Source organism: Amycolatopsis sp. NPDC043889 (assembly GCF_056435645.1).
In genome coordinates, this window is record NZ_JBWKEC010000032.1 from 59,525 (window position 1) to 84,950 (window position 25,426).

General features: G+C 68.7%; 27 protein-coding genes and 1 pseudogene. 9 read left to right on the top strand and 19 right to left on the bottom strand.

What is annotated here, in order from left to right:
- Positions 1 to 13 precede the first annotated feature (13 nt).
- Complete coding sequence (locus AC0685_RS36205; RefSeq protein ID WP_478229591.1) at positions 14 to 1,498, top strand: CoA-acylating methylmalonate-semialdehyde dehydrogenase; 1,485 nt, start codon at positions 14 to 16, stop codon at positions 1,496 to 1,498.
- Positions 1,499 to 1,559: 61 nt separating this feature from the next.
- On the opposite strand, the gene AC0685_RS36210 is transcribed toward AC0685_RS36205, so the two are convergent.
- Positions 1,560 to 2,948: an amino acid permease gene (locus AC0685_RS36210; RefSeq protein WP_478229592.1), complete on the bottom strand. Its 1,389-nt coding sequence runs from the start codon at positions 2,946 to 2,948 to the stop codon at positions 1,560 to 1,562.
- Between the two features lie 170 nt (positions 2,949 to 3,118).
- Between AC0685_RS36210 and AC0685_RS36215 the strand changes: the two genes are divergently transcribed.
- Genes AC0685_RS36215 through AC0685_RS36230 form a run of 4 tightly spaced genes read left to right on the top strand, consistent with a single transcriptional unit; the run spans position 3,119 to position 5,073 of the window.
- On the top strand, positions 3,119 to 4,024 hold the full coding sequence (locus AC0685_RS36215) for a glutaminase (RefSeq protein ID WP_478229593.1): 906 nt from the start codon (positions 3,119 to 3,121) through the stop codon (positions 4,022 to 4,024).
- Positions 4,025 to 4,061: 37 nt separating this feature from the next.
- Positions 4,062 to 4,544 carry an MSMEG_6728 family protein gene (locus AC0685_RS36220; protein WP_478229594.1) on the top strand — a complete coding sequence of 161 codons (483 nt, stop codon included), beginning with the start codon at positions 4,062 to 4,064 and terminating at the stop codon, positions 4,542 to 4,544.
- A complete protein-coding gene (locus AC0685_RS36225; protein ID WP_340688244.1) occupies positions 4,541 to 4,750 on the top strand; it encodes a hypervirulence associated TUDOR domain-containing protein in 210 nt (69 codons plus the stop codon). The genes AC0685_RS36220 and AC0685_RS36225 overlap by 4 nt, the downstream gene beginning before the upstream one ends.
- Positions 4,747 to 5,073, top strand: coding sequence for a DUF3140 domain-containing protein (locus AC0685_RS36230; protein ID WP_478229595.1), 327 nt, complete (start codon positions 4,747 to 4,749; stop codon positions 5,071 to 5,073). Before AC0685_RS36225 ends, AC0685_RS36230 begins: the two co-directional genes overlap by 4 nt.
- 1 nt (position 5,074) lies before the next feature.
- Here the strand turns inward: AC0685_RS36230 and AC0685_RS36235 are convergent, their stop codons facing one another.
- From AC0685_RS36235 to AC0685_RS36245, 3 genes are read right to left on the bottom strand one after another with little or no spacing between them, the layout of a single operon-like run.
- Positions 5,075 to 5,491: a hypothetical protein gene (locus AC0685_RS36235; protein ID WP_478229596.1), complete on the bottom strand. Its 417-nt coding sequence runs from the start codon at positions 5,489 to 5,491 to the stop codon at positions 5,075 to 5,077.
- Between the two features lie 29 nt (positions 5,492 to 5,520).
- On the bottom strand, positions 5,521 to 5,949 hold the full coding sequence (locus tag AC0685_RS36240) for a winged helix-turn-helix transcriptional regulator (RefSeq protein WP_478229597.1): 429 nt from the start codon (positions 5,947 to 5,949) through the stop codon (positions 5,521 to 5,523).
- A 9-nt stretch (positions 5,950 to 5,958) separates the two neighbouring features.
- Entirely contained in the window at positions 5,959 to 6,852 is an 894-nt protein-coding gene (locus AC0685_RS36245) for an MBL fold metallo-hydrolase (RefSeq protein ID WP_478229598.1), read from the bottom strand.
- A 241-nt stretch (positions 6,853 to 7,093) separates the two neighbouring features.
- Here AC0685_RS36245 and AC0685_RS36250 point away from each other — a divergent pair.
- Positions 7,094 to 7,648, top strand: a pseudogene (locus AC0685_RS36250) (MBL fold metallo-hydrolase); the annotation flags it as partial.
- Here AC0685_RS36250 and AC0685_RS36255 read toward each other — a convergent pair.
- Genes AC0685_RS36255 through AC0685_RS36265 form a run of 3 tightly spaced genes read right to left on the bottom strand, consistent with a single transcriptional unit; the run spans position 7,624 to position 11,136 of the window.
- Positions 7,624 to 8,397 (bottom strand): hypothetical protein, encoded by a 774-nt coding sequence (locus tag AC0685_RS36255; protein WP_478229599.1) that lies wholly within the window; start codon positions 8,395 to 8,397, stop codon positions 7,624 to 7,626. The pseudogene AC0685_RS36250 and the gene AC0685_RS36255 sit on opposite strands and share 25 nt — an antisense overlap.
- On the bottom strand, positions 8,384 to 9,919 hold the full coding sequence (locus AC0685_RS36260; RefSeq protein ID WP_478229600.1) for a vWA domain-containing protein: 1,536 nt from the start codon (positions 9,917 to 9,919) through the stop codon (positions 8,384 to 8,386). The genes AC0685_RS36255 and AC0685_RS36260 overlap by 14 nt, the downstream gene beginning before the upstream one ends.
- On the bottom strand, positions 9,916 to 11,136 hold the full coding sequence (locus tag AC0685_RS36265; protein ID WP_478229601.1) for a hypothetical protein: 1,221 nt from the start codon (positions 11,134 to 11,136) through the stop codon (positions 9,916 to 9,918). Before AC0685_RS36265 ends, AC0685_RS36260 begins: the two co-directional genes overlap by 4 nt.
- A 171-nt stretch (positions 11,137 to 11,307) precedes the next feature.
- Between AC0685_RS36265 and AC0685_RS36270 the strand changes: the two genes are divergently transcribed.
- On the top strand, positions 11,308 to 12,963 hold the full coding sequence (locus AC0685_RS36270) for a glutamate--tRNA ligase (protein ID WP_478229602.1): 1,656 nt from the start codon (positions 11,308 to 11,310) through the stop codon (positions 12,961 to 12,963).
- Positions 12,964 to 13,002: 39 nt separating this feature from the next.
- Here the strand turns inward: AC0685_RS36270 and AC0685_RS36275 are convergent, their stop codons facing one another.
- The 6 genes from AC0685_RS36275 to AC0685_RS36300 form a co-directional block, all read right to left on the bottom strand.
- The gene (locus AC0685_RS36275) at positions 13,003 to 13,716 is read right to left on the bottom strand and encodes a hypothetical protein (protein ID WP_478229603.1); all 714 of its coding nucleotides are present in this window, start codon (positions 13,714 to 13,716) and stop codon (positions 13,003 to 13,005) included.
- Between the two features lie 15 nt (positions 13,717 to 13,731).
- Complete coding sequence (locus AC0685_RS36280; RefSeq protein WP_478229604.1) at positions 13,732 to 14,553, bottom strand: hypothetical protein; 822 nt, start codon at positions 14,551 to 14,553, stop codon at positions 13,732 to 13,734.
- 192 nt (positions 14,554 to 14,745) lie between these two features.
- Positions 14,746 to 14,979 carry a hypothetical protein gene (locus AC0685_RS36285; RefSeq protein ID WP_478229605.1) on the bottom strand — a complete coding sequence of 78 codons (234 nt, stop codon included), beginning with the start codon at positions 14,977 to 14,979 and terminating at the stop codon, positions 14,746 to 14,748.
- Between the two features lie 156 nt (positions 14,980 to 15,135).
- A complete protein-coding gene (locus AC0685_RS36290) occupies positions 15,136 to 15,432 on the bottom strand; it encodes a hypothetical protein (protein WP_257485745.1) in 297 nt (98 codons plus the stop codon).
- Positions 15,433 to 15,546: 114 nt separating this feature from the next.
- Positions 15,547 to 16,125, bottom strand: a complete 579-nt coding sequence (locus tag AC0685_RS36295; RefSeq protein WP_478229624.1) for a hypothetical protein — start codon at positions 16,123 to 16,125, stop codon at positions 15,547 to 15,549.
- A 78-nt stretch (positions 16,126 to 16,203) separates the two neighbouring features.
- A complete protein-coding gene (locus AC0685_RS36300) occupies positions 16,204 to 16,845 on the bottom strand; it encodes a TetR/AcrR family transcriptional regulator (RefSeq protein ID WP_478229606.1) in 642 nt (213 codons plus the stop codon).
- Between the two features lie 111 nt (positions 16,846 to 16,956).
- On the opposite strand from AC0685_RS36300, the gene AC0685_RS36305 reads away from it, so the two are divergent.
- Positions 16,957 to 17,562: an SRPBCC family protein gene (locus AC0685_RS36305; RefSeq protein WP_478229607.1), complete on the top strand. Its 606-nt coding sequence runs from the start codon at positions 16,957 to 16,959 to the stop codon at positions 17,560 to 17,562.
- A 26-nt stretch (positions 17,563 to 17,588) separates the two neighbouring features.
- Positions 17,589 to 17,945, top strand: coding sequence for a hypothetical protein (locus tag AC0685_RS36310; protein ID WP_478229608.1), 357 nt, complete (start codon positions 17,589 to 17,591; stop codon positions 17,943 to 17,945).
- Here the strand turns inward: AC0685_RS36310 and AC0685_RS36315 are convergent.
- The 6 genes from AC0685_RS36315 to AC0685_RS36340 are packed head-to-tail and all read right to left on the bottom strand — an operon-like array spanning position 17,878 to position 25,405.
- Positions 17,878 to 18,756, bottom strand: a complete 879-nt coding sequence (locus tag AC0685_RS36315) for an ECF transporter S component family protein (protein WP_478229609.1) — start codon at positions 18,754 to 18,756, stop codon at positions 17,878 to 17,880. The genes AC0685_RS36310 and AC0685_RS36315 overlap by 68 nt on opposite strands.
- The gene (locus AC0685_RS36320) at positions 18,753 to 20,348 is read right to left on the bottom strand and encodes an ABC transporter ATP-binding protein (RefSeq protein WP_478229610.1); all 1,596 of its coding nucleotides are present in this window, start codon (positions 20,346 to 20,348) and stop codon (positions 18,753 to 18,755) included. Before AC0685_RS36320 ends, AC0685_RS36315 begins: the two co-directional genes overlap by 4 nt.
- Positions 20,345 to 21,457, bottom strand: coding sequence for an energy-coupling factor transporter transmembrane component T (locus tag AC0685_RS36325; protein WP_478229611.1), 1,113 nt, complete (start codon positions 21,455 to 21,457; stop codon positions 20,345 to 20,347). The genes AC0685_RS36320 and AC0685_RS36325 overlap by 4 nt, the downstream gene beginning before the upstream one ends.
- Positions 21,454 to 22,386 (bottom strand): ABC transporter substrate-binding protein, encoded by a 933-nt coding sequence (locus tag AC0685_RS36330; protein WP_478229612.1) that lies wholly within the window; start codon positions 22,384 to 22,386, stop codon positions 21,454 to 21,456. Before AC0685_RS36330 ends, AC0685_RS36325 begins: the two co-directional genes overlap by 4 nt.
- Positions 22,383 to 22,961 carry a flagellar hook-length control protein FliK gene (locus tag AC0685_RS36335; protein ID WP_478229613.1) on the bottom strand — a complete coding sequence of 193 codons (579 nt, stop codon included), beginning with the start codon at positions 22,959 to 22,961 and terminating at the stop codon, positions 22,383 to 22,385. The genes AC0685_RS36330 and AC0685_RS36335 overlap by 4 nt, the downstream gene beginning before the upstream one ends.
- Positions 22,958 to 25,405 (bottom strand): hypothetical protein, encoded by a 2,448-nt coding sequence (locus tag AC0685_RS36340; protein WP_478229614.1) that lies wholly within the window; start codon positions 25,403 to 25,405, stop codon positions 22,958 to 22,960. The genes AC0685_RS36335 and AC0685_RS36340 overlap by 4 nt, the downstream gene beginning before the upstream one ends.
- Positions 25,406 to 25,426 lie beyond the last annotated feature (21 nt).

The following is a 25,426-nucleotide window of genomic DNA, read 5'->3' on the forward strand; positions in this document are numbered from 1 at the left end:
TGGAGGACAACGCGTGAAGACCATCGACCACTGGATCAACGGCGCCGCGACCACGGCGGGCTCCACCCGGACCTCCCCGGTGTACGACCCGGCAGCGGGACGCGCACGGGCGGAGGTGCTTCTCGCGGAACCGTCCGATGTGGACACCGCGGTGGCCGCCGCGGGGAAGGCGTTCGAGTCGTGGGGTGATTCGTCGTTGTCACAGCGGACGAAGGTGATGTTCGCCTTCCGCGAGCTGCTGGTGAAGCACGAGGACGAACTCGCCCGGATCATCTCCGCCGAGCACGGCAAGGTGATCGACGACGCGCGCGGCGAGATCGTCCGCGGGCGCGAGATCGTCGAGTACGCCTGCGGGATCGCCGACGCGCTGAAGGGCGGATTCTCCGACCAGGTCTCGCGGGACGTGGACGTGCACGACTTCCGGCAGCCGCTCGGGGTGGTCGCCGGGATCACGCCGTTCAACTTCCCGATCATGGTGCCGCTGTGGATGCACCCGATCGCCATCGCGGCGGGCAACACGTTCGTCCTCAAGCCCAGCGAGCGGGTCCCGTCCGCGTCCCGGCTGGTCGCCGAGCTGTACGCCGAGGCGGGGCTTCCGAACGGCGTGTTCAACGTGGTCAACGGGGACAAGGTCGCGGTCGACGCGATCCTGGAGCATCCCGATATCGCCGCCGTGTCGTTCGTCGGGTCCACCCCGATCGCCAAGTACGTCCACGAACGCGCGACGGCGTCCGGCAAACGCGTGCAGGCGCTGGGCGGGGCCAAGAACCACGCCGTCGTCCTGCCCGACGCCGACCTGGAATACGCCGCGAACCATCTCACGGCGGCCGCGTTCGGTTCGGCCGGGCAGCGCTGCATGGCGATCTCCATCGGTGTCGCCGTGGGGTCGGCCGGTGACGGGCTGATCGAGATCCTCGAGCGCAAGGCCGCCGAGATCAAGGTCGGCCCCGGCCACGAGGCGGGCAACGACATGGGTCCGGTGGTCACGGAGGCCGCGCGACGACGGGTGATCGACTCCGTCACCCTCGGCGCGGAACAGGGCGCGACCGTGGTCGTCGACGGGCGGGAGCTGCGGGTCGCCGGGCACGAGGACGGGTTCTTCGTCGGACCGTCCCTTTTGGACCATGTGACCACCGAGATGGCCGCCTACCGCGACGAGATCTTCGGCCCGGTGCTCGGGATCGTGCGGGTGTCCACGCTGGACGAAGCGATCGCGCTGATCAACGCGAACCCGTACGGCAACGGGACCGCGGTGTTCACCGGCAGTGGCGAGGCGGCGCGGCGGTTCCAGCGGGAGGTGAAGGTCGGGATGATCGGGGTGAACGTGCCCATCCCGGTGCCGATGTCGTACTACTCCTTCGGCGGCTGGAAGGACTCCCTCATCGGGGACAGCCCGATCCACGGCCCGGCGGGCGTCCGGTTCTACACGCGGGCGAAGGTCGTCACGACGCGGTGGCCGCACTCCGCCGCCGGTTTCCACTTCCCGACCTCCAGCTGATCACCGCATTTCGTCCTCTGAATGCGGCAACGCATTCAGAGGACGAAATGCGGGTCATCAGTCAGCGCATCTCTTGCCGTTGCCGTTTCCCGACGATCCGCCAGCCGACCGCCAGCACCACGACCAGGACCGGGATCGAGTAGAAGGCGATCTTCTCGGCACCGTCGGAGAAGCCCATCAGGACGACCACCAGCGCGAGGAAGCCCAGCGTCGCCCAGCCGCTGTAGGGCGCCCAAGGCATCCGGTAGGACGGCCTTTCCAGCTCGCCGCGCAGCGCCGCCTGACGCAGCCGCATCTGGCAGAAGATCAGGGTCGCCCAGGTGGTGATCACGCCGAGCGAGGCGATCGCGATGGCGATGTCGAAGGCGTCCTTCGGCACCAGGTAGTTGAGCACCACGCCCAGCACGTACGCGCCCGAGGTGAACAGGATGCCGCCGTACGGCACGTGGCGGCCACTCATCCGGCCGACGAACTTCGGCGCCTCACCCTTGTCCGCGAGTGCGCGCAGGATGCGGCCGGTCGAGTAGAGCCCGGAGTTGCAGCTGGACAGCGCGGCGGTGAGCACGACCGCGTTCATCACGTCGCCGATGCCCGGGATCCCGAGCCTGCTGAACACGGTGACGAACGGGCTCTCGCCGCCGTTGTAGAAGGGCCACGGCAGGAGCATCGCCAGCAGCAGCACGGATCCCACGTAGAACACGCCGATCCGCCAGACGACCCCGTTGATGGCCTTCGGCAGCACCTTGCGGGCATCCTTGGTCTCGCCGGCGGCGATACCGACGACCTCGATCGCCGAGTACGCGAAGATGACCGCCTGCAGGGTCATCAGCGCGATGCCGATGCCGGCCGGGAAGAATCCATTGTGGGCGGTCAGGTTGTGCACGCCCGCCGTGGTGCCGCCGATGTCGGCGCTGGTGAGCACCAGGCCGGCCGCGGTGACCAGGAAGACCACGATGGCCAGCACCTTGACCACCGAGAACCAGAATTCCAGCTCGCCGAACAGTTTCACCGAAAGCAGGTTCACCAGGATCAGCACACCGAGCGCGACCAGGGCGGTGATCCACTGCGGCACGTCGGGCAGCCACTTGTGCACGTAGATGGCCACCGCGGTGATCTCCGCGATACCCGTCATCGCCCAGTTCACCCAGTACATCCAGCCGGAGGCGAAACCCGCCCACGGCCCGATGAACTTGCGGGCGTAGGTGACGAAACTGCCGGAAGTCGGCTCGTGCAGCACGAGCTCACCGAGAGCGCGCATCACGAAGTACGCGGCGATACCGCAGAGCGCGTACGACAGGACCAGAGACGGCCCGACCTGGTGGAGCTTGCCACCGGCACCGAGGAACAGCCCGACGCCGATCGCGCCGCCGATGGCGATCATCTGCACTTGGCGGTTGCCCAGTGCTTTTGAGTAGCTTTCACCTTTTTCGGTGAGCAGCGAGGAATCCATGGTTGCCAGACGCTAGAGCGTGTGCGGCAGGTCACCAACGGTGCTAAGGAAGACTTAAGGTGTGCGGACCGTCACTCTGGTGGTTTTACCGGAATTTCCCTTTTCGATTTGACAAGTTCGCCGGCGAACCCCGATCTTCGCGCGCGAAGGAGCGCTTCTACGCTACAGCCGTGGACCTCGCAGCGCTGCTGGACCGGATCGCCGACGACGTCGCGCCGGAGATCGGCCGCGGCTTCGTCGCGGACTACATCCCCGCCCTGGCCAGGGTCGAACCCGGACGGTTCGGCATGGCGGTGGCCGAAGTGGACGGTGGGGTGCACGGCGTCGGCGACTGGGAGACGCCGTTCTCCATCCAGAGCATGTCGAAGGTCTTCACCCTGGCGCTCGCGCTCTCCCACGGCGACGGGGTGTGGGAACGGGTGGGCCGCGAGCCGTCCGGCAACCCGTTCAACTCGCTGGTCCAGCTGGAGAACGAGGACGGGATCCCCCGCAATCCCTTCATCAACGCCGGCGCGCTCGTGGTGACCGACGAACTGGCGCACCACGGCGACGCGGCGGAGACACTGCTTCGGTTCCTCCGCGAGGAAAGCGGCCGCGCCGACATCGGGATCGACGCCGAGGTGGCCGCGTCGGAGGCCGCCCACGCCGACCGCAACCGCGCGCTCGCGTATTTCATGGCGTCGTACCGGAACATGCGTCATCCGGTGCCCGCCGTCCTCGATCAGTACGTGCGCCAGTGCTCGATCGCGATGAACTGCGGCGACGTCGCGCGCGCTGCGGTATTCCTCGCCCGACACGGCGTGCGCAACGACGGTTCCAGGCTGCTCGAGCGGAGCGCGGCCAAGCGGGTCAACGCGGTGATGCTGACTTGCGGCACCTACGACGCCGCGGGCGAATTCGCCTATCGTGTCGGGCTTCCCGGCAAAAGCGGGGTCGGCGGCGGCATCGTCGCGATCGTCCCCGGCCGGTGCGCGATCTGCGTGTGGAGCCCGGGACTGGACCCGCGCGGCAACTCCGTGGCGGGTGTCGCGGCGCTGGACCGGTTCACCACCCTGACCGGCTGGTCGATCTTCTGATCGGTTTGAACCCGCGACGACGCGGGAAGCCGCCAGTGTGCAGACCTTTCTCCCGTTCGCCGACTTCCGGGCCTCCGCTTCCGTCCTCGACCAGCGGAGGCTCGGAAAGCAGCGGGTCGAGACGATCCAGGTGCTGCGCGCGCTGACGGTGCCGGGGTACGGCTGGCGGCACCATCCGGCCGCGGCGATGTGGGCGGGCTACGAGGAAGCGCTCGTCCGGTACGGCTTGGACATCTGCGAGGTCTGGTGCGAGACCGGCCACCAGGACACCTGCCGCGAAACACTGCGGCTGGATCTGCTCCGCACCACCGGACTGGACCGGATCCGCGCCCAGGACCGGCTCGCGGAGGCGAAAGAGCTTCCACCCTGGCTCGGCGACACGGACTTCCACCGCAGCCACCAGTCCGCGCTCGTCCGCAAACAACCCGAGCACTACCGCGCGAGTTTCCCGGACGTCCCCGACGACCTGCCCTACGTCTGGCCCGCGTCGGACCGTCCACGACGAGAAGGAGTGCGATGACCGAGCGATTCCGCAAAGGCGACAAGGTCCGCTGGAACAGTCACGGCGGGCACGCCGAAGGTGAAGTCCTGAAGGAGATCACCTCCGACACAGAGGCGGGCGGCCGCACCGTGCGCGCGTCCAAGGAGGAGCCGCAATACCTGGTGCGCAGTGACAAGAGCGGCGGCGAAGCGGTGCACAAGCCCGAGGCACTGGAGAAACTGTGAGCGAAGACAAGGACATCCGGACCGAGTTCGGCGAAGCGGTCAACATGACCGCGGCGGAACTCGAGAAGTGGCTGACGACCGACGAGTCCCGCCGAGCGGGGCAGCACAAGGACGGAGGCGAGTCGGTCGGCCACGAGTCAGGCCGCCGGATCGTCACGATCCTGCGCACCAAGAAGGCGGAACTCTCCGAAAAGGACGAACAGCACATGCGCAAGGTGGTCGGCTACGTGCACCGGCACCTCGCGCAGCGACCGTCCGGCGACGTCGAGAACACGACCTGGCGGTATTCGCTGATGAATTGGGGGCACGACCCCTGCAAGTAGCTCAGCCGCTCGGCCGCCCCATCTCGTGGCCCGGCCGTCCCTCGGTGCGCCGTCGCCGCTTGATGCGTTCTTCGTGCAGGTGCCGCCGTCCGCCGGTCAGGTCGTCGGCGACGTCGCGCGTCATCCCCCGAAAAGCCGCGTAGTAACCGTCGTCGTACTCCTCGATCAGCTGAAAGGTCCACCGCTCCGGCAGGACGTTGAGCCCGATCAACTCGGTCTCGATCCGCTCCGCCCACTCGGCGTGCCCGGCCTTGCGGAGGCCCTCGACGGCCTCGCCGAGCGCGAAGTCGGCTGTCCCCGTGAGGTGATGGAAGGCGTACAGGTGACCTCGCGCCTGCTCGACCGTTTCGAGGGCGAAGACCAGCTTTCCGACGGCGTCGACGGTCGCGTCGTCGGGTTCCGAGGATGAGTCCGGCATGCCCGATGAATGCCCCGGAGCCGGTGTTTCTACACCTCGGCGTCGTACCGCGTCCTGGCGTCGTTGATCTCGTTGATATGGGATTCGGCCCAGTCCCGGATCACCGCCAACGGCGCGGTGAGAGTGCGGCCGAGCTCGGTCAACGTGTACTCGACCTTGGGCGGCACCGTCGGATGCACGGTGCGCGTGACCAACCCGTCGCGTTCGAGGCCGCGCAGGGTCTGCGTGAGCATCTTCTCGCTGACCCCGTCGATCGCGGCGCGCAGTTCGCTGTAGCGCTTGGTCCCCATGGAGAGGCAGCCGACGATGAGCACGGTCCATTTGTCCGCGATGCGGTCCAGCACCTGTCGGGAGGGGCACGGCGCGCTGTACACGTCGGCGGGCCGCCCGTCCGGCAACCAGGCCAGAACCTGGCCTGGGGTGCCTGGACGGGGACGGCGGCGTGGTGGTTCCGGCATGCCGCGACGTTATCCGGTGGCCGGGCCGGCGGCCCAGATCCGGCGCATCGCGGGCGGCAGGACCCGGCCGAACACCTGTCCGGCGAAATGCCCGCCGGCGAGGATCGTCCGGTCGTCCTCGATCTCCTTCAGCAGGTGCTCGCGGGTGGCGACGCCCTCCACTGGATCGACGTCGAACGCGAACGTCCAGTGGCTTTCGGTGATCTGCACCTGGCAGTGCATGACGTCGCCGAGCACGACGACGCGGCGGGGATCCTCCTCGGCCGGATCGGTGATCACGAGGCTGCTGTGGCCGGGCGTGTGTCCCGGCGTGGCGAGTATCCGCACCCCTGGCGCGATGATGTCGCCGTCGCCGAAGAAACCGATCACCTCGGCCAGCGGCCGCTGCACCGCGAGCGGATCCGGACCGACCGGGTCGTTCGTGCCGGACCAGTGCGCCCATTCGCGCTCGCTGACGAGATGCCGCGCCGCCGGAAAGGTCAGCCCGGTCACCGGCCCGCCCGCGCCGTCCGGTGTGGGCGGAACGTTCGTCGTCCAGCCGACGTGGTCGTGGTGCAGATGCGTGTAGATCACGGTGTCGACGTCTTCGGGTGCCAGGCCCTCCGCGGCCAGGGCGTCGAGCAGGCCGCCGCCGTGGAACTCGGCGGCACCGGGCAGGGTGAACTCGGCCGCGCCGAGCCCCAGGTCCACCAGGATGGCCCGGTCTCCGACGCTGATCAGGAAGGAGCCGATGCTGACCGGGAACCAGCCGCGTTCGTCGAGGAACGCGTCGTGGGCCGCCCAGCCGGACGGGACACTCGACGGCAGGAAAACGGCGGGGTTGAGCCAGGCGTGACCGTCAGGCAGGTAGGTGACCGTGGTCCGGCCGACCTGGATCCGGGACCTGGCAGCGGGTCTCGACATGAAGTGGTCTCCCTTGTGGATGGTGAGCGAAGCTGTACTCACTTTCGGGGAGCCGCTCTCCGGAGGGAAGTACGCACTTGCAAGTGCGGGCTAGCGGTGGTTTTCCACGGCGATCCGCGCGAACGAGCGGATCAGCGGGTTCTCCTGCGCGGTCACCCAGGCCACGACCAGCAGGCTCGGGGGCATGTCGGCCAGCGGCACCCAGGTGAGCCCGTCGGGCAGTGCGTGCCCGAGGGGCGCGCTCGGCGCCCCGGTCGCACGGGCGCTGGACGGCGTCACCCTGGTCACCCCGGACGTGGTCTACGACGACGCGTACGAACTCGACCTCGGCGGACGGGTGGTGCGACTGGAGGCCACCGGACGCGCCCACAGCAAGGGCGACCAGGTGGTGACCGTGCCCGACGCGGGCGTGCTGTTCACCGGGGACCTGGTCGAGGCGGGCCAGTTCTCGATCTTCCCGTGGTTCCCGGCGTACGACACCGACGTCTCGGGACCGCGCTGGATCGAGGTCTTGCGACGGCTGACCGCCGCAGGGCCGGACACCGTCGTCCCCGGCCACGGCGAAGTGTCCGGACGCCGGATCCTCACCGACGTCCGCGAGTACCTCGAACTCCTGCGCGACGAGACCTGGACGCGGCGCGACTCGTCCCTCCCCGAAGAGACCATCGCCGCGGAGATCGAAGCGCTGATGATCGAACGCCACCCGGAGTGGGAAGGCCGGGACTGGATAGCGAAGGGCGTCGGGTGCTTCTGCGCCGACGCCGGGGAAGATCATTTGAAGATCGCGATGGGGTGAACGACGAGCTCACCGGTTTCGGGGTCCCAGTCCTCGACCTTGCCGAGACACCGCGCCCGGAACGCACCGGCGGGCGCGGTGTCCCGCAGGTCGCTGGTGACGCAGGTGAAGCGGATCCGCCTGCTGCGCTCCGGATCGTCCGGATTGCCGTACGGCGCGACGAAAACCGTCTCGGTGTCGGTCTGGGAGCGTTTACGGAACAGGCCCTTCACGGAGACGAACGCCTCGACACCCCTCAGCCGGGTCTTGAGCTGCCGGGTGCTCTCGGGGCCGTCGGCCCAGCCGAGTTCCTTCACCAGCGCCCGATTGTGGACCAGTTCCTGCTTCGCCAGATCCACGTAGATGATGTCGTGGTGCTTCTCCAGCACCTTCATCACGATGCCGATCACGGTGATCGGCTCGGCCTTGCGGATGTACCGCCGGAACTCCTCGTCGGTGTCGGTGCGCTCCGATTCCCCTTTGAGCGGGCCGAATCCGGTCGAGCCCCAGAACCGCCAGCCGCGGCTCTTCCGCTTCTCCACCTCCTGTTCCAGCGCCTCGTTGTAGCGATGCAACTGATACAGGCCCATCACGGATTTCGTGTGCAGGTAGAAGCCGATGCCCCGGATCATGCCCTGATCGCCGTCGGAACGCGCACGGCGCCAGTGCCGCACGAAAACGACGACCGCGACGAGGAAGGCGACCGCGGTCAGCACCCAGACCGCGAGCCACAGTCCCCAGACGTCCCACCACAGATTATCGGCAGCCACGGATCTCCTTGAAGGCCTTGAGCAGGGATGTCGCGTTCGCGTCGACCATCCGGCCACCGGTGGCCACGGCCGCGCGCTCCAGTTCGGCGGGATCGGCCTCGCCGTACCGGATGGTGTATGTGTGCACGCCCGGATCCCTCGGCGCGCGCAGGAATTCTTCGATGCCCGGCCCGGTGTTGCTCTCGCCGTCGGTCATCAGCACGATCGAGACGCTCCGGTCCGGTTCGGCACGGCGATGGGCGCCAGCCTTCGCGTAAGCCTCTCCGAGCGCCGACCAGACCGCGGTGCTGCCGTCGAATTCGTCGGCGGCGATGAAGGCCCGCAGCGCGTCGAGATCCTGGGGTCCGCCGACGGTGAACTCCCTGTCCCCCAGTATCTTCCCGCCGAAACGCAGGACCGTGAGCCGCTCGCCGCGGTAGAAGCGGTCGAACCCGCCGTCCGGTCCGCCGCTCAGCCCGGCGAAGGTCGCCCGGAGCGCGGCGATCCTCGGTCCCTTCATCGAACCGGAGAAGTCCAGCACGAAGATCACCCGCCCGGGAGCGCGGCCGGCGGTGGCCACGTAATCGGCGAGGAGTTTGTCCACGACGGCCTGTTCGTCGGGGAAGTACAGCGAGTTCCCGATCGAGGCCGGCAGCCTCGGATCCAGCCCCACGTCGCCGGTGATCGGCCGCCGGAGGGTCCTTTCCATCAGTTTCTTCTGCGTCGCCGGGCTCCTGAGCCAGGAGACGACCTTGTCGTACACCTCCCGCTTGGCCGGGTCGAGCAGCAGGACCGGGTAGTCGGACTGGACGATGCCGTCACGCGGGTACACCAGCTCCAGCGGCGTCTTGAGCCTGCCGCTCGCGTTGAGCGAGAGCAGCGTGGACTCGTACCCGATGATCGCGTCCACGTCTTGGCGCTCGGCGAACCGCTCGGCCACCGCGGCCGACGTGTCCGCCGTGAGCGTGTGCCCGGTGCGGAAGCCCTGGAGCTTGTCGCATTCGACGTCCTGGAGGCGCAGCGCGGCACCGGTGCCCGCGGCGGCCGTCGCCACCCCGACGAGCGAGGTGAGCCCGCTGGTCGACTTGGCCGGATCCGCCATCGCGAACCGGAAGCCGCCGCCCGCGGCCGCGTCCGCCAGATCCGCCCACGAGAGCTTGCCGTCCGGTTTGCCGCGGCGCAGTTCCGCCGCCTTCGCCGGGGTGATCCCGACGATGACCGGCGACACCATGGTCTTGGTCGCGAGCGGCCGTTCCCCCTTGTCGCCCGATTGCCGGTACTTGAGCTGGAAATACCGGTCGGTGGAAAGCCAGGCGAGATCGTGCGTCGCCTTCCCCGGTGTGAGGGAAGTGCTCGCGTCGACGGTTCCCCGGAAATCCATTTCCAGTTCGATTCCCGTTTCCCCGCGAAGGTCGTCGAGAATCGGGCCGAGGTCGGCCAGTTCGGAACTGGCCAGCACGCGCAGTTTCACCTTCTGGCCGCCGCTCGTACAGGCGGCGACCACCAGGAGCAGGCAGCACAGGACCGCGAGCAGCCGCTTCACGGGCAGTCCCCGACCGTCTTGATCATCTCTTCCAGCACCAGGTTGTCCGGCAGCGGCGTGGTGCTGTCGTTGTCCGCGATCTCCGCGGTCGGCAGCCCCTGTCCGCGCAGGAAGTCGTACAGCCGCGCGCTCTTCGTGCTGCCCACGGGGGTCGCGACGCCGAAGCCGAGCTCCATCGCGCGGCGCTGCAGATCGGGATCGAAGGTGATCAGTTCGCCCAGCCGCTCCGCTTCCGGCTTCAGGGCGAGGAACTGCGGTTTCGTCAGGATGTTGTCCTTCGGGTACAGCAGCACCCGGTCGTGGTCCGGCTGCCCGCTCTGCGCCTTGGCCCGCAGCTGCATGGCGAGGTACTGGTGCTCGTAGATGACGACGATCGGCTTGTCGCCCTCGGCCAGGTTCGCGTAGGACTCCGACAGATCCGCCGACGGGAAGCCTTGCGCCGCCACGAGGGGTTTGACCCGGGCGGCCAGCTCCTTCGCGTTCGAAAGGTTCGGCGGCCCGGCCGGCCGCGGGTCGACGACCGGGACCTGACGGCCGTTCTCCAGGAACGCCAGCAAGATCAGGTACGTCGCGCCCGAATTCGAGTCACAGATGTTCGAGGTCTGCGCCAGCACCCGGTTGCCGTTCGCGGCGCCGTGGTCCCGGACGCCCAGCGAATCCCAGGTCTCACCCCGCTTCATCACCTGGATGAACTTGTCGGTGTCCAGCGTGTAATAGAGGTCCTGACCTGGCGGCTTCGCCGCGATCCCTTTGCCCAGCAGCGTTTCCGCGTAACGACGGTACGTTGCGAGGACGATCGGGCTGGTGAACGGCTGCCGTGCGCTGCCCGTCCACTCGTTGGCCCTGGACCGCCGGACGAGGCTCGCGGCGGGCTCGCCCGACAGGAACACGAAGTCGTACTGGCTGAGGTCGTGCGTGGCGATGTCCCGCGATCCCGTCCTGGTCACGTGGACCCGGATGTGGTGACGCATCAGGATTTCCTGGACGTTCGCGTCCTCGAAGAGATCCGATTTGGAGCCCATCTTGCCGCGCAGGACCAGCGTCTGCTGGAACGGCACCACGACGGTGCCGCTCACGAGCAGGACGATCAGGCCGCTGACGGCCAGTACCAGCGCGGGCCCGAAAGTGCGGAGAAAACGACGGCGCAGAAAGAACGCCGAGGGCTTTGGTCGGATGGTGAGCTGGGGTTCTTCACGAAGCGAGCTATCGGTGGTCACCGATTTCCTCCCCGAATGTCCGGCAAGGCCTATTTTACCGGGGTGCACCGACGAAAAAGCACGTCTCGATCCGGCTTCGGGACCACCCTCACCAGGCCGGAAGGCCGGGCGGTTAGGCTCTTCGGTGGCGAAAACCGCCATGCACCACGACGCCGGGAGATCTGAACCGCCATGCTGGACCGAGCAGTCATCGACGCCCTCTTCCCCGCCGACCTGCCCGAGCCCGAGCACTGGGAACAGCGTTATCCCGCCCGCGCGCTCCCCGAGGGTGCCCTGGTCACCCGTTTCGGCCCCTCGCCGACCGGCTTCGTCCACATCGGCGGCGTCTACGTCGCCACCATCGACCAGGACGTCGCCCGCCGCAGCGGCGGCCGCTACCTCGTCCGGGTCGAGGACACCGACCGGTCCCGCGAGGTCGAAGGCGCCATCGACCAGTTCGAGCGCGGGTTCGCCTACTTCGACCTCGTCGCCGACGAGGACATCCACCGCGGCGGCGACTACGGTCCGTACCAGCAGTCCGAGCGCGAGCAGATCTACCTGACCTACGTCCGACACCTGCTCCGCGCCGGCCGCGCGTACCTCGACTTCGCCACCAAGGACGAACTGGCGGCGATCACCGCCCGGCAGCAGGCGACGAAGCTGCCGACCGGCTACTACGGCTCGTGGGCCATCTGGCGCGACGCCGACCCCGCCGACGTCCAGGCCAAGCTCGACGCCGGAGACCCGTACGTCGTGCGCTTCCGCGCGCCCGACGACACCGGCGCCCGCGCCCGCTTCACCGACGCCATCCGCGGCCCGCTGGAGGCCGAGGCCAACCGCAACGACGTCGTCATCCTCAAGAGCTCCGACCAGAGCCCCCGGCTGCCGACCTACCACTTCGCGCACGCCGTCGACGACCACCTCATGCGCGTCAACCTGGTCATCCGCGGCGACGAGTGGATCTCGTCGGTGCCGGTGCACCAGCAGTTGTTCGACGCGCTCGGCTTCGAGCCGATCACGTACGCGCACATCGCGCCGCTGATGAAGCAGGAGGGCGGCAGCAAGCGCAAGCTGTCGAAGCGCAAGGACCCGGAAGCGAGCGTCGACTTCTACATCGAGTCCGGCTACCCCACCAAGGCCGTCCTCTACTACCTGCGTGGCCTCGCCAACGGCCGTCTCGCCGAGATGCCGCTCGACCAGGCACTGGCCGAGCCGATCAACCTCGACGAATGCGGTGTCGCCGGCCCGCTCGTCGACCTGGTCAAACTCGACGACATCTCGGCCGACCACATCGCCACGCTGACCGGCGCCGAGATCCTCGAAGAGGTCCGCGGCTGGGCGGAGCGGTTCGACCCCGAGCTACGGGCCGTCCTCGACGCCGAGCCGGACCTCGCGCTCCGCGCGCTCGCCGTCGAGCGTGACGGCGCCGAGAACCCGCGCAAGGACCTGAAGAAGTGGAGCGAGTTCCGCGCCGTCTACGGCTTCTTCTTCCCGCAGCTGCATGCCGCCGTCGCGAGCGCTGACGACGAGCGGATCGCCGCCCTCTGCGTCGACTCCGAGGTCGTCCGGGCCGTGGCACGGGACTTCGTCGAGAACTACCAGCAGCTCGACGATGGTCAGGAATGGTTCCAGCAGATCCGCGAGGTCGCGGCGAAGCACGGTTTCGCGAAGAACGCCAAGGAGTTCAAGAAGAACCCCGAAGGCTTCCCGGGCTCCATTCGCGAGGCCTCGCAGATCATCCGGATCGCGATCACGGGCTCGACCCGGAGCCCGGACCTGCACGCGATCACCCAGGCGCTGGGGCGCGAGGAGACGCTGGGCCGGTTCTCCGGTCTCGTTGGCGAGTGACTCGTGAGTGGTAAGGACGGTTCTAACCGTCCTTACCACTCACGAGGCGGGCAGGAACTGATCGTAGAACGCCGTCTTGACCGCGACGACCGCCTGCTCCGTCTCCCGGAACCGCTCCCGTGCCTCGCTCGAATCGATCAGCTGCACGAGCCGCAGCCCGAGCTGATCGGAATGGGTGAGCGAAAGCGGCGACGCGGCGGCGAGTGGGCGGGACTTCGCGTCGTGCACATGGTGCGGGTAATAGAAGACGGACTTGTCGCCGAGCACCGGACCGATGCGGCGCCACAGTTCGCCGTATTCGACGGAGACCAGCACCTCGCCCCAGAAGCGCAGGATGGTCAGCAGTTCGACGTCGGAGTGCTTCGAGTCGCCCGCCGAGGCGATCAGCTCCATCGTGGTGTCGACGCAGGCCGTCGTGGCCAAGGTCCTCCGCGACCGCACCAGCGCTTCCCGCGGGACGCCCAGCGCGAGGATGTCCGCCATCATGTCCTCGCGGTGTGAAGGAGTGCTGCCGGGCGACGCGTTGTCCGGGTACTCCTCACGGATGATGACGCGGGCGATCCGCTTGGACTGCTCGTCGGTGAACAGGTCGATCGCCAGGTCGTAGGCCATGGTGAAGGCCAGCGACAGGAAACGCCGCTGCAGCAGGACGGTCTGCAGGTCCTCCGGTGAGAGCTCGGTGACGCCACGCAGCGCCGGGTGATTCCGGAACCGCTCGATCAAACCGTCTTCGAACTCGTCAAGTTCGCGCATCACTACACCTCTTGCTCAGAAACGGATCATGTCGATGCTTCGGTTCCAGTCGCCGAGGTCCACGTCGCGGCCGATGTCCCACAACGTGTCGAGCTCGCGCTGGATCTGTTCGCCGAGCACGGTGTCGTGCGTGCCCTCGATCTCGAACTGCGGTGAATCGATCGCCAGCTGGCCGTGCAGGAACATGCTGACCAGGTAGCGCCCGTCCGCCCGGTACACCGAAACCGAGGCCTGCGAGTTGAACAGTCGCACCTTCAGGTTGGCCTGACGCTTCGCCAGCCGCCGGTGCAGGCGGGCGAGGGTATCCAGGCACTCCACGATCCCCGTGCTCACGAAGGTCTTGCCCGCGCCGTCGCTCCGGTGCAGCGCCGCTTCCCTTAGCCCCACCAGCATCGAGTTCGGGTGCAGCAGCATGATGCGCACTTGGGCGCGCCGGTCGACGATCGCGGCTTCCAGTTCCTTTTCCAGACGTTGCAGGTTGGGGATCCAGGTGTTCAGGATCGTCACCTGCTTGGCCTTCGCGATATGCGCCGCGAACTCGTCGTCCGGAAAGCGTTTGTGCACTTCGACCACGCCGCCGTAGTGCGAACGGCGCCGGCTCGCGGCGATGGTGTCGATGTCGAGGCCGGCGAGACGATCGCGGATGTCTTCCAGCGCGCGCAACGGGGTCAGCTCGACGAGCAGCACCACGACCACACCGCTGACCATGATCAGCGTCAGCGTGGAGATGCCTTTCGGCGCCACTTTGTCCAGCAGGCCGAGCTGTTCGGAGATCCCGACCGCGAAGCCGACCACCGCCAACCCGCCGAGACTGAGCAATTCGAGCCAGCGACGCATTCTGCGGAGCATTCACCCTCCGGGATCCGGCGACCTCGACCCTCATGTTCTCACAATGAGAGAGGCACCTGTGATCGGGGTCACCACCTTTGGTGTGACGCCATCCCCTTCCACGGAATTCACGAAAAGAATCGAATCCGGCGCGGGAATCCGCAGCGCGGAGAGTGCGCGGCACAAGGCCGGCATGACTCCCTATTCGTCGCCCGCCCGGTACTTGCGCTGGAACTTCACGTCCTGCTCACGCGGCGGCTTTTCCGTCCAGCGCCAGTGGACGAGGTCGTTCTCCGTGTAGTCGGCACGCCGCGAGGCCCAGCCCGGCAACATGATCTTGCGCGTCCCGCCCCGACCTCGATCGCGCAGATCGGTGACGACGGCGACGCCGATCACCAAGGTGAGCATTCCGAGGGCTATCCAGATTCCGACCATGGTCCGCTCCCCCGCAGATCAGTCAGTTCCGCCAAGACTAGCGGCGAACGACGGTCGGGCGGGCCTCATTTTTCCCGGCACCCGAACGCCGGAACGGGGTACCACGACATGACGATCTCCCCGGTATCCACGGGATACCGGGGAGACCGGGGGCGGTCAGCCCCGGGCGTTCGGGTCGATCACGTCGCCTGCCAGCCCGGTGGCGGCGTCGCCGAGGGCACCGGTGGAGTCGACGACGCCCTGACCGGCCGCGGTGGCCGAGTCGACGGCGTCCTGGCCCGCGGTGGTGGCGCTCTCGGCGAGCCCCTGGCCGGTCTCGGCCAGTCCGCCGGCCGACTGGGTGACCTGGTCGGCGGCACCGGAAAGGTCGACGCCGGTCAGTTCGCTGACCTTGTCGCCCGCGCCACCGAGAAGCTCGGCGGCCTTTTCCTTCAGCGAGTCGAACAGGCTCATCAGGGGTACTCCTCGGATCGGTCGTGCGCAGGCGGCTGAATGTTCACCGTACAGGACAAAACGGGCACGGTGCGCGACATCGCCGGCTCCGGACAGGTGAATACCGAGGAGTGGTCAGAGACAGGGCGGCCGGTAGCGATCGATCGAGAGGCCGCGGAAATCGAGTTCGTTCGGGGTTTTGCCGACGAAGACCAGGCCTCGCGCCTCGGTCAGCGCCGAGGCGAAGGAGTGGCCGGGCGTCCCCAGCTCGGGCAGCGTCGTCCAAGCCTCGGGCTTGAAGCTGAAGAACTTCTTCACCCTCTTCCCGCCGGTCGACGGCACCTTCGTGAGCCACTTGTTCCCGCCGCTCCACTGCGAGGCTGGACGCAACTGGACGTAGAGGTCATCGGTCGCGCTGTAGGTCATCCAGAAACCGGCGGATTCCGAGAGATCGGCTTGCGCTTCGAACCGATTCCCCAGCCAGACGACGACCACGTGCCATTCCGCGTTGAGGAAAGCCACTTTGGCCGCGTAACCGCCGCGTTCGCGGACGAGCAGGCTGCCGGTCGGCGGCACCGTGGCGCCCTCACCGGAGGCGAGCCAGTGCTGCAACCGGTCGATCGACGGAGTGGCGCATTCACAGCCGTGCCCGCCGGAGGCGTTCGCGACGGCCCCCGGGCCGATCAGCGAGGACAGAAGCACCGACGCGATCACGGCGAGCGTACGACCGAAAGGAACCCTGGATCCTTTGCGCATCCCCGGAAGTTAGCACAGCGGGCGGCGATGCCCCGCTCAGCGGAAATTGTCCTTTGTGGACAATTGCTCGAGTTCGGCGGCGAACAGCCTGCCGGGGTCGAACCCCATACCGGCCAAATGCCCGGCCAGCTCCAGGGACAGGACGCCGTGGATCCGGGTCCAGAACGTCACGGCACGACGAAGTACCGCTGCGGACACCGGCAGCCCGCCCGCCCACTCGCGATGCTCGTCGAGATGGCCGTCGAACGCCGTCGGCCGCCCGTCATCCGGAGCCGTCGCGTGCACCCTGAGCAGCACGGCCATGATCTCGTTCGAGATCTCCGCGGTGTCGCCGGGCGCGCGATAACCGGGGATCGGCGTTCCGTAGACGAACAGGTATCGCTGCGGATCCGCCAGCGCCCATTCCCTGATCGCGTAGGCGACTTCGGCCACGCCACCGGCTTCAGCCGCCGCCCGGACGACGTCGGCGAGGCTTCGATAGGCGTCACGGACGAGGTCCGTGATCAGGTCGTCGCGATTGGGGAAGTACCGGTACAGCGCGGGTCCGCTCATGCCCACGTGTTTGGCGATCCCATTGAGGGACAGCGCGGAGACGCCGGTCGTACCCAGCTGCTCCCACGCGTACCGCTTGATCTCGTCGCGCACCTGGGCCCGGTACCGCTCACGCGAGGTCTTCACGGCGACTCCTTCCAGGCTCGTTCAGTTAGAGGCTATCACTTTCCCTATTGACACTCACCGACTTTGGTTATAGCTTCTAACTATCGCGATCACCGATAACAAGGAGTTCACATGACTCTCCGCCGCACCGTCGCACTCGCTCTTCCTTTGGTGTACGGCCTGCTGGGCGGCACCGTGACGCCCGCGCAGGCCGCCGCCGCCTCTCCCGTCCCACTGTCGTGTCAAGGCAAGACCATCGACACGAAGGCTCCGATCCACTATCGGACCGAGACCCTGATCAAGGCGCCGCTGAGCAAGATCTGGCGGCTTCAGACCGACGTCGAACGCTGGCCGTCCTGGCAGGAGCCGGTGCTGAGCAACGAACGCCTGGACCTGGGCCCGCTCCGCGAGAACTCGCGGTTCCGCTGGACCACGCCGGCGCCGCCGACGGCCACGACCCCCGCCACCACGCTGTCGATCACCTCGACCGTCCACCAGATCCAGCGCGGCAACTGCCTCCGCTGGAGCGGGCCCGCGGTCGGCGAGGGCCTCAGCATCGACAACGGCGTCCACGTCTGGACCTTCACCGAGGTCAAGGGCGGCGTGCTGGTCCGCACCGAGGAGAACTGGGCAGGGGCCCAGGTGGAGGCCGACGTACCCACCGCGACCCAATACCTCGGCTGGGGCCTCGAAGCCTGGCTGAAGGACCTCAAAGCCACCGCCGAATCCCACTGCTGACCGCATTTCGCGACCCGGAGGAACCGATGTCCACCCACACGCTCGACCGCGAAACCACCGTCCGCCACGCGCCGCGTTCCGTCCTCGTCTCGGCCTGGGCCGTGCCGGTCATGATCGTCGGCCAGTTCGCGATGCTCGCCGTCGTCCCGGTCGCCCTCGTCCTGATCGGCACTCTGCGCGGCACCCGGCTCAAGGCGCTCCGCTGGGGCGCGATCGCCCTCACCGCGGCCTACGCCACGCCCTTGGCGCTCTGGGCGATCGGCCCCGAACGCGCGCAGAGCCTGTCCAAGGACATGCATCCCGTCTTCGCCGCGATCATCGTGGCCGCGGGGGTGGCGTTCGCCGTGGCGTGCCACGTCCTGCGCCGGAAGCAGGCTCGGTAAAGGAAGGAATCACCCCGAAGGAAGCCTTCCGCGAAGCCCGGCGCAACGTCGCGAGCACGGCGGGGCCCAGCACCAGGATCGCCACCGCGTTGGTGATCGCGCGACCCGTGTCCCAGCCCGCCGTCGAGGTCAGCAGGGTGAACACGGCGAACCGGTGCAGGTTCTCCAGCAGCGGGGCGCCGGGCACGTAGGAGATGTGCCCGTCGTGGTACGGCACTTCGACGTCGGTGATGAACGGCCAGAACCACAGGTTCATCAGGAGTCCGAAGACGTATGCGACGAGGATCCCGTACCCCACCAGCATCGCGATCTCGGCTTTGCCGGTGACGCGGCGCGGCAGCAGTCCCGCGCCCATCCCGATCCACGCCGAGCACATCATCTGGAACGGCAGCCACGGTCCCACCCCGGCGGTCAGCAACGCCGAAGCGAACATCGACGTGCAGCCCAGCACGAAACCGAAACCGGGACCGAGCACTCGCCCGGCCAGCACCAGCAGGAAGAACACGGCTTCGATGCCCGCGGTCCCCGCGCCGAGGGGCCGCAGGGCGGCGTTCACCGCGGAAAGGACGCCGAGCATCGCGAGGGCCTTGGAATCCATGCCCCCTTCGGATATTTCGGCCAGCACGATGACGATCAGGATCGGCAGGATCCCGATGAACACGAACGGCGCGTCCGGGCCGTGCTGCATCGACTGCGGCTCGACACGGACCAGCAGCGGCCAGACGAACATCATCAGCCCCGCGAGCGACGCGAGGCCGAGCACCGTCGCCGAGCGCGGGCCGAGCCGGACCGCGGGGGCCGTCGTGGTCACGGGACCTCCTGCGGAAGCGCCGACCGGACCTCTTCGACGGTGAGCCAAGGCTCGCCGAGGATCTTCGCGATCTGCGTGGCGAACGCCGGGGAACCGCCGAGCACCTCGCGCGTCAGGCCGTCCGAGACGACCTCTCCCTCCGCCATCACGATCACCCGGTGCGCGATCGTCGCGACGAACTCGACGTCGTGGGTGGCCACCACGATCGCCTTGCCCTCGGCCGCCAGCGAAGCGATCATCCGCGCCAGCGCCGCCTTCGCGGTGTAGTCGAGGCCGCGGGTCGGTTCGTCCAGCAGCATGATCCGCGGGGCGGCCGACAGCTGCACGGCGAGCACCAGCGCGAGACGCTGGCCCTCCGACAGGTCACGCGGATGGGACGCGGGATCGATGCCCGGAGCGAGCCTTTCGAGCAGGTTCCGGCAATGCCCCGGCTCCGCACCCGATTCCGCGTCGGCGGCTTCGCATTCGGCGGCGACCGTCTGCAGGTACAGCAGGTCGCTCGCGGTCTGCGGCACCATGCCGACCAACGCGCGGGCCTCGGCACTGCTCAGCGTCTTCGGGTCCTCGCCCTCGACGGTGACCTTGCCGCCCTGCCGGGGCCCGGAGCCCTGCACCGCCCACAGCAGCGACGACTTGCCGGAGCCGTTGCGCCCCATCATCGCCAGCACCTCGCCGGCACGCAGGGTCAGATCGACCTCCCGCACCGCGACCTTCGGCCCGTACCGCACGACCACACCGGACGCGGTCAGCAGCTCCTCGCCGACGGCGGTGCTCCGCACGGTGGGAGCCCCGAGTGTCAGTGACGAAGCGCGCCGCCGGGCGTCACGCACCGACATCGGCAGCGGATCCCAACCCGCCAACCGTCCCAAGTGGACGATCGGCGGCGCGATCGGCATGTCCTTCAACACTTCCGGCGGTGTCCCGTCGACCACTCCGCCGCTGCCCGGGACGTGGATCATCCGGTCCGCGAACGGGATCACGCGTTCCATCCGGTGCTCGGCCATCAGCACCGTCGTGCCGAGGTCCTCCACCAGCCTGGCCAGCGTCGCGAGCACTTCCTCGGCCGCGGTCGGGTCCAGCGCGGACGTCGGCTCGTCCAGCACCAGCACCTTGGGATGCGTCGTCAGCACCGAACCGATGGCCACCCGCTGCTGCTGCCCGCCCGACAGCGTCCGCAGCGCGCGCCTGCGCAGTTCCGCGATGCCGAGGAGGTCGAGCGTCTCTTCCACCCGGCGTCGCATCACCTGCGGGCTCAGGCCGAGCTGCTCCATGCCGTACGCGAGTTCGTCCTCGACCGTATCGGTGACGAAGCCCGCGAGCGGGTCCTGCCCGACGACGCCGACCAGATGCGCGAACTCACGAGGCGGCCGGGAACGCGTCGTCACGCCGTCGACGGACACCGTGCCATCGAGATGCCCGCCGGTGAAATGCGGGACGAGACCGTTGATCGTGCCGAGCAGGGTCGACTTGCCCGCCCCCGTCTGGCCCGCGAACAGCACGAGCTCGCCCTCGCCGATGTACAGCGTCACGTCGGACAGCACCGGTTCGGTGCGGCCGTGATAGATGAAGGAAACGTGGTCGAGTTCGATCATGTGTGCGCTTCTTCTTCGAGTGCGGCGTACGGGGGTTCGGGGGCCGGGGTCAGGAACGCGGGCACCACGCCGAGCAGCACCCCGAGCAACGGCCCCCAGGACAGCGCCGGCCAGGACAGGTCGATCAGGGACGGGTTCATGTTCATCGGGTTCACGCTGGAGGTCACGAACAGGGTCACCGCGACCCCGATCCCGCTGACGGCGACGACGATCTCCGGCAGGTGCCAGCGATCGGGCCGGTAACGCGTGCGCCGGACCCGCTTTCCCGCCGACCAGAAGCCGATCAGCCCGACCACGACTCCCGCGGAAAGTACCGGCGCGGCGAGGTATCGGGGCGTCGAACCGTCCAAAGTGGCGTAAACGCCGACGCAAACGCCGAGCAGGCCGACGATCATCAGCGTTCCCGTGATCAGCCTGGTCCGCGCCTCGACCAGTCCCGCACGGCCGTAACCGCGCGAGTCCATCGACGCGGCCAGCTGCAATGACCGCGAAAGCGCGTCCTCCAGCACCGGGATGAGGACGGTGTGCAGGGCCTTCATCTTCTTCTTGCCCGAACCGCCGCGCAGTTTGCGGGCCCGCCGGACCCGCAGCACGCTTTCGGCCAGCTGCGGGAACACCGACAGCGCGACGATCACCGCCGTGCCCACCTCGTACAACGCCGGCGGCATCGCCTTGAGCAGGCGTTTCGGGTTCGCGAGCGCGTTGGCCGCGCCGAGGCAGATCACCATCGCCGCCAGCCGCATCCCGTCGTAGAGCCCGCCGAGCAACGATTCCGCGGACACGTCGCCGAAGAGCCGGATACCCGCCGCCCATTCCGGCAGCGGGATCTCGGGCAGCCGCAGGATGATCGTGGATCCCTCGGCGCCGCCGAACACGACGCGGAAGAACACGCGGATCGCGACGATGAACGCGCCAAGGTACAGGTAGAGCCGGAACGCCAGCGCCCACGGCGCCTCACCGCGCCGGGCCACGACGACGTATCCCGCGACCGCCACGATGGTCAGCAGCAGCCAGGGGTTCGTCGTGCGGGTCGCGGCGACGGCGAGTCCCAGCGCCCACACCCACCACGCGGCCGGATGCAGGTCACGCGGCAGGAAGTAGGACGTCACCGAACTCCTTGTGCGCGTTTGCGTCTGCGTGCCGCCAGGAATCCCGCCACGCACAGCGCCAGTATCGCGGCGCCCGCCGCCCACGGCGCCCAGCCGCTGGCTCCGGACTCGCGTTCGATCACCGCGTTGACGTCCTCGGCGTTCTCCCCACCGGTGAACGCGACGTTCGACGACGGGTCCTGCGCCTTCGGCCGCGCCGAGGCGCTCGGCCGCGGTTTGGGCGACGGCAGCGCGCCGGAACTCGGCTCCGCGGCGGGGGCTTCCCCCGCGCCCGGTTCCGCACCGGCCGTCGGCTGCGGGCCGTCGGCCTGACCGCTCCCCGGCCGCGGCCGCTGTTGCTCGCCGGGATCGCCGGTGACCGGCTTGGCCTCCTCGCGCGGCACGCACGGCTGCCCCTCGGTCCCCGGCCGCACGGCGGAGACCCGCGGGACCGGGTTGTTCTGGGCGCTGGCGTTCAGGGAGAACGACCAACCCTCGAACCCTCCCGGGGTGAAGTCCCGGTTCTTGAGCCCCCACTGGCTGTAGTCCCACGCGCAGTTGTTCGAGGCGTGCCAGTAGGACCAGTAGGCCTGCGCGGGAGGCGTGTCGACACACTGCTCCCGGTACGTCTCGCGGCCGCTGACCGGGATGTCCTCGGCCGCGGAAGGACGATTCTCGACCCGGCAGACGAACGACTCGCCCCAGCGCTGCACCCCGGCGATCTGGAAACCGGCGCCCTTGAGCGCGTCCAGTCCGGTGCCGCGCGTGGTCTGGGGATTGCAGCGGACGATGGCCGTGCCGCCGAGTTGCTGGAAGTCCACCACCACGGTGACCCCGGTGGCGTCCTTGCAGAACCCGGGATACCCCTTGCTCTGGTCGACGGCGTGCGCGGAGGGTGCCGTGGCGGCGATCAGGAAGACCGCCGCCACCGCGGGAAGAACCCTCCTCACGGGATGGCCGGGTTCCTCGGCGTGACACCGGGCGGCGGGTTGGTCGACGCCGACTTGTTCAGCGAGAACGACCAGCCCTCGAAGCCGCCGGGGGTCACGTTCCGGTTGACGGCGCCGGAGGTGCTGTAGGTCCAGGTCGAGCCGGAACCGTCCGCGTGCCAGTAACCCCAGTACGCGCCGGTGGGCGGAGTGGTGACGCACGCCTCCTTGTAGTTCGGGTTGGTCGACAGCGGGAGGGTCTCCGTCGCGGACGGGCGGCCTTCCACGCGGCAGACGAAAGCGAGCCCCCAGCGTGCGGTGCCGGCGACCGCGATCCCCGCGTCCTGCAAGGCCTTGATGCCCGTGCGGGCGGTACCCGGCGAGGCGTTGGGCGAGCAGCGGGTGATCGTCGGCGCGGCGGTCCCGCCGTTGCCGTCCAGCTCCTGGAAGTCGACCACGACGGTGACCCCGGTGAGCGCGTCGGCGCCGGTGCAGATCCCGGCGTAGCCCTTGGTCGTGTCGACCGCGTTCGCGGGTGCGGCGGAAAGCCCGATCAGTCCGATGAGGACGGACGTCACGGCCAGCATTCTCTTCATGGTGTTGCCCCCTTTTTCTTGGTGAAACGGCGAAGTACGAAAACCAGTGCGATCACGGTGAGCAGCAGCAGGACGGCCAGCCCGGCGAGTCCCCAGATCAGCCATGACGGCGGGGAGCCGGACTGCTCCGCGGCCAGTACCGGTGCGCCGGACGGATTCGCCTCGGTCAGCGGCAGCCGGATCGCGGGCGAGAGCGGCGAATCAGGTGCGGTCAGCCACGATCGGCCCGCGACTCCTTGCGCCGCGGCCAGACTGGTCGGGAAATCGGTCGCCCCGGCGGATCCCTTGGCTAGACCGCCATCGGCTTGGACCTGTTCGCCCAGTGACCGCGCCGTTCCGCTCGCGTCGAGGCCGGCGGTCTGCCGCGCGGCGGCGACGGCGGCGCTGAGCGCGACGTCCGGCTCTCCGCCCTCTCCAGTGACCATGCCCTCGCCGGTCGGCCGGACGCCGAGCGCGCCCACCGCGGAGACGAACGCCGACACGCGCCGCTCGCTCCAGCCGTCCGGGCGCCTGGACGGGGGCGCGGCGTCGGTGTGCGGACGGGCGGCGAGCGCGGTGACCGCGGCGGCGGTCGCGGCGAGGTCGCCGGAGCCGCACTCCACGGTGTCGAGATGCTTCGGGAAGGTTCCGTCGGCGCACTGGCGCGAAAGGAGCAGTTCGACCGCAGGACCGGGATCGGCCACGGTGGCGAGCACCGCCCAAGCGTGCCGCTCCACCGTCTCGTCGGCGTCGGCGAACGATCCGGTGTCGGTGAACTTGCCGTCGGTGCCGCGCAGCTTCACCAGATCGGAGCGCAGTTGCCCGGCGACGTCGGCCTTCGCGAACTCGGCGACGAGCACGAGTTTCGCGAGCGGTTCGGCATACGACGCCTCACCTTGCTCGTAGGGCGCGCCGTGGGCATAGGCCCGTACGGCTTCCGGCTTCACCAGGAACTGCGACGCGCGGGCGACGGAGTCCGGCTGCTGGTCCAGCGCTCGCAGGGCCAGCACCACGTCGGCGGTGGCGTCGTAGTCGACGTAGGTCTTGCCGTCCTCGGTCACCTCGACGTGGTCACCGCCGACGAGCCGGTTCGCCAGGTAGGCGCCGAGGCGGGCGGCCGGTGTCGCCGTGTCCGGGGTGGCGATCGCGGCCGGTGGCTGGACGACGGTGGACGCCCTGGGCGTGCCGGCCTTCTTGGGTTTGGGCGGCGGCGTCACCGACGTCGTGATGGTGGTCGTCGTAGGAGCCGGGGCGCCGCTGGTCGGCGGTTGAGCGGTGCCCCTCGCGAGCGAGTAGAACCCGACCTGCGACAACCCGAGCGAGGCCTGGGCACCCGCACGGATCCAGGTGTCGACCCCGCTGATACCCGAGGTGCGCGCGGCCTCGTAGGAAGCCGGGTTGTAGGCGATCGCGCCGAGTTCGCCCGCGAGCTTGGTGCCGGCGTCGGCGGCAGCGTTCGCCTGCGCGGATTTGAGGTACCGCACGCCCTTGTCCACCGCCGCGTCCGCGCCACCCGCGTCGGCGAGCGCCTGGACGATCATGCCGGTGCTGTTGGTGTTCGGCGCCTCGGTGCCGACGCCACCACCCCAACCGCCACCGGAAGTCTGGTTCGCTTTGAGCCACGAGACGGTCTTGGCGATCGAGGCGTCGAGTCCGGTCGCGCCCGCCTTCTTCGCGGCCAGCAGCGCCGAGAGCGCGAGGCCGGTGGCGTCGCCGTCGGCCGGGGAAAGGTCGAGCCGCTTGCCTTCGTCGCAGGTCGAAACCTTGCTGCCGCCCGGGGTGACGTGGTCGCCGGTCTCCTTCGTCGGGATGTAGGGGAAGAAGAGGCGGAAGTAGCCCTCGGAACATTGCTGGGTCAGCAACCTGTCGATGGCGATCCGGTCGTTCTCGCCCGCCACGGCGAGCCCGATGACGCCGAGCGCCTGCCCGAACGAGTTCGCGTCGTTGTTCACCGAGCCGGTGCGCTCCGGATCTTTGGAGTAGTCGCTGATCCGGCCCTTGTCGGGGCCGTTGCGCATGATCGCGGCATGGGTCTCGGCGACCAGGTCGTACCCGTCGACGTTTCGCGGGTCCCGGCCGGAAATCTGGGCGGCCAGCAGCGTCTTGGCGAGCGAGCCCCCGACGATGACCTTGTCGTATCCGGCACCGGGAACCAGTCCGTCCCAGGTGAAGTAGTCGGTGGCGTGGCCTTCGTCGTCGAGGAACTTCATGATCGGCTCGGCCTTGGCGCCGTCGCCCGACGCGTACAGTGCGAAAAGCACGTCGAGCATCAGGCCGTGGTCGGGCAGTGCGCCCCCGTTGGGGTTCTCGAGCGTGCCGTCCGGCTTCAGCTTGGTCGCGAGCCAGCGGGAATTCGCCTTCGCGGCGCCGGGATCGTTCGCGGCCGTGGCCGTCCCGGTGAGCAGTGCGGCGACCACGCCGACGCTGACGACGAACGCCACTGCGGCGAGGGACCGGCGGCGCATGACTCCTCCTAGCGGCATGAC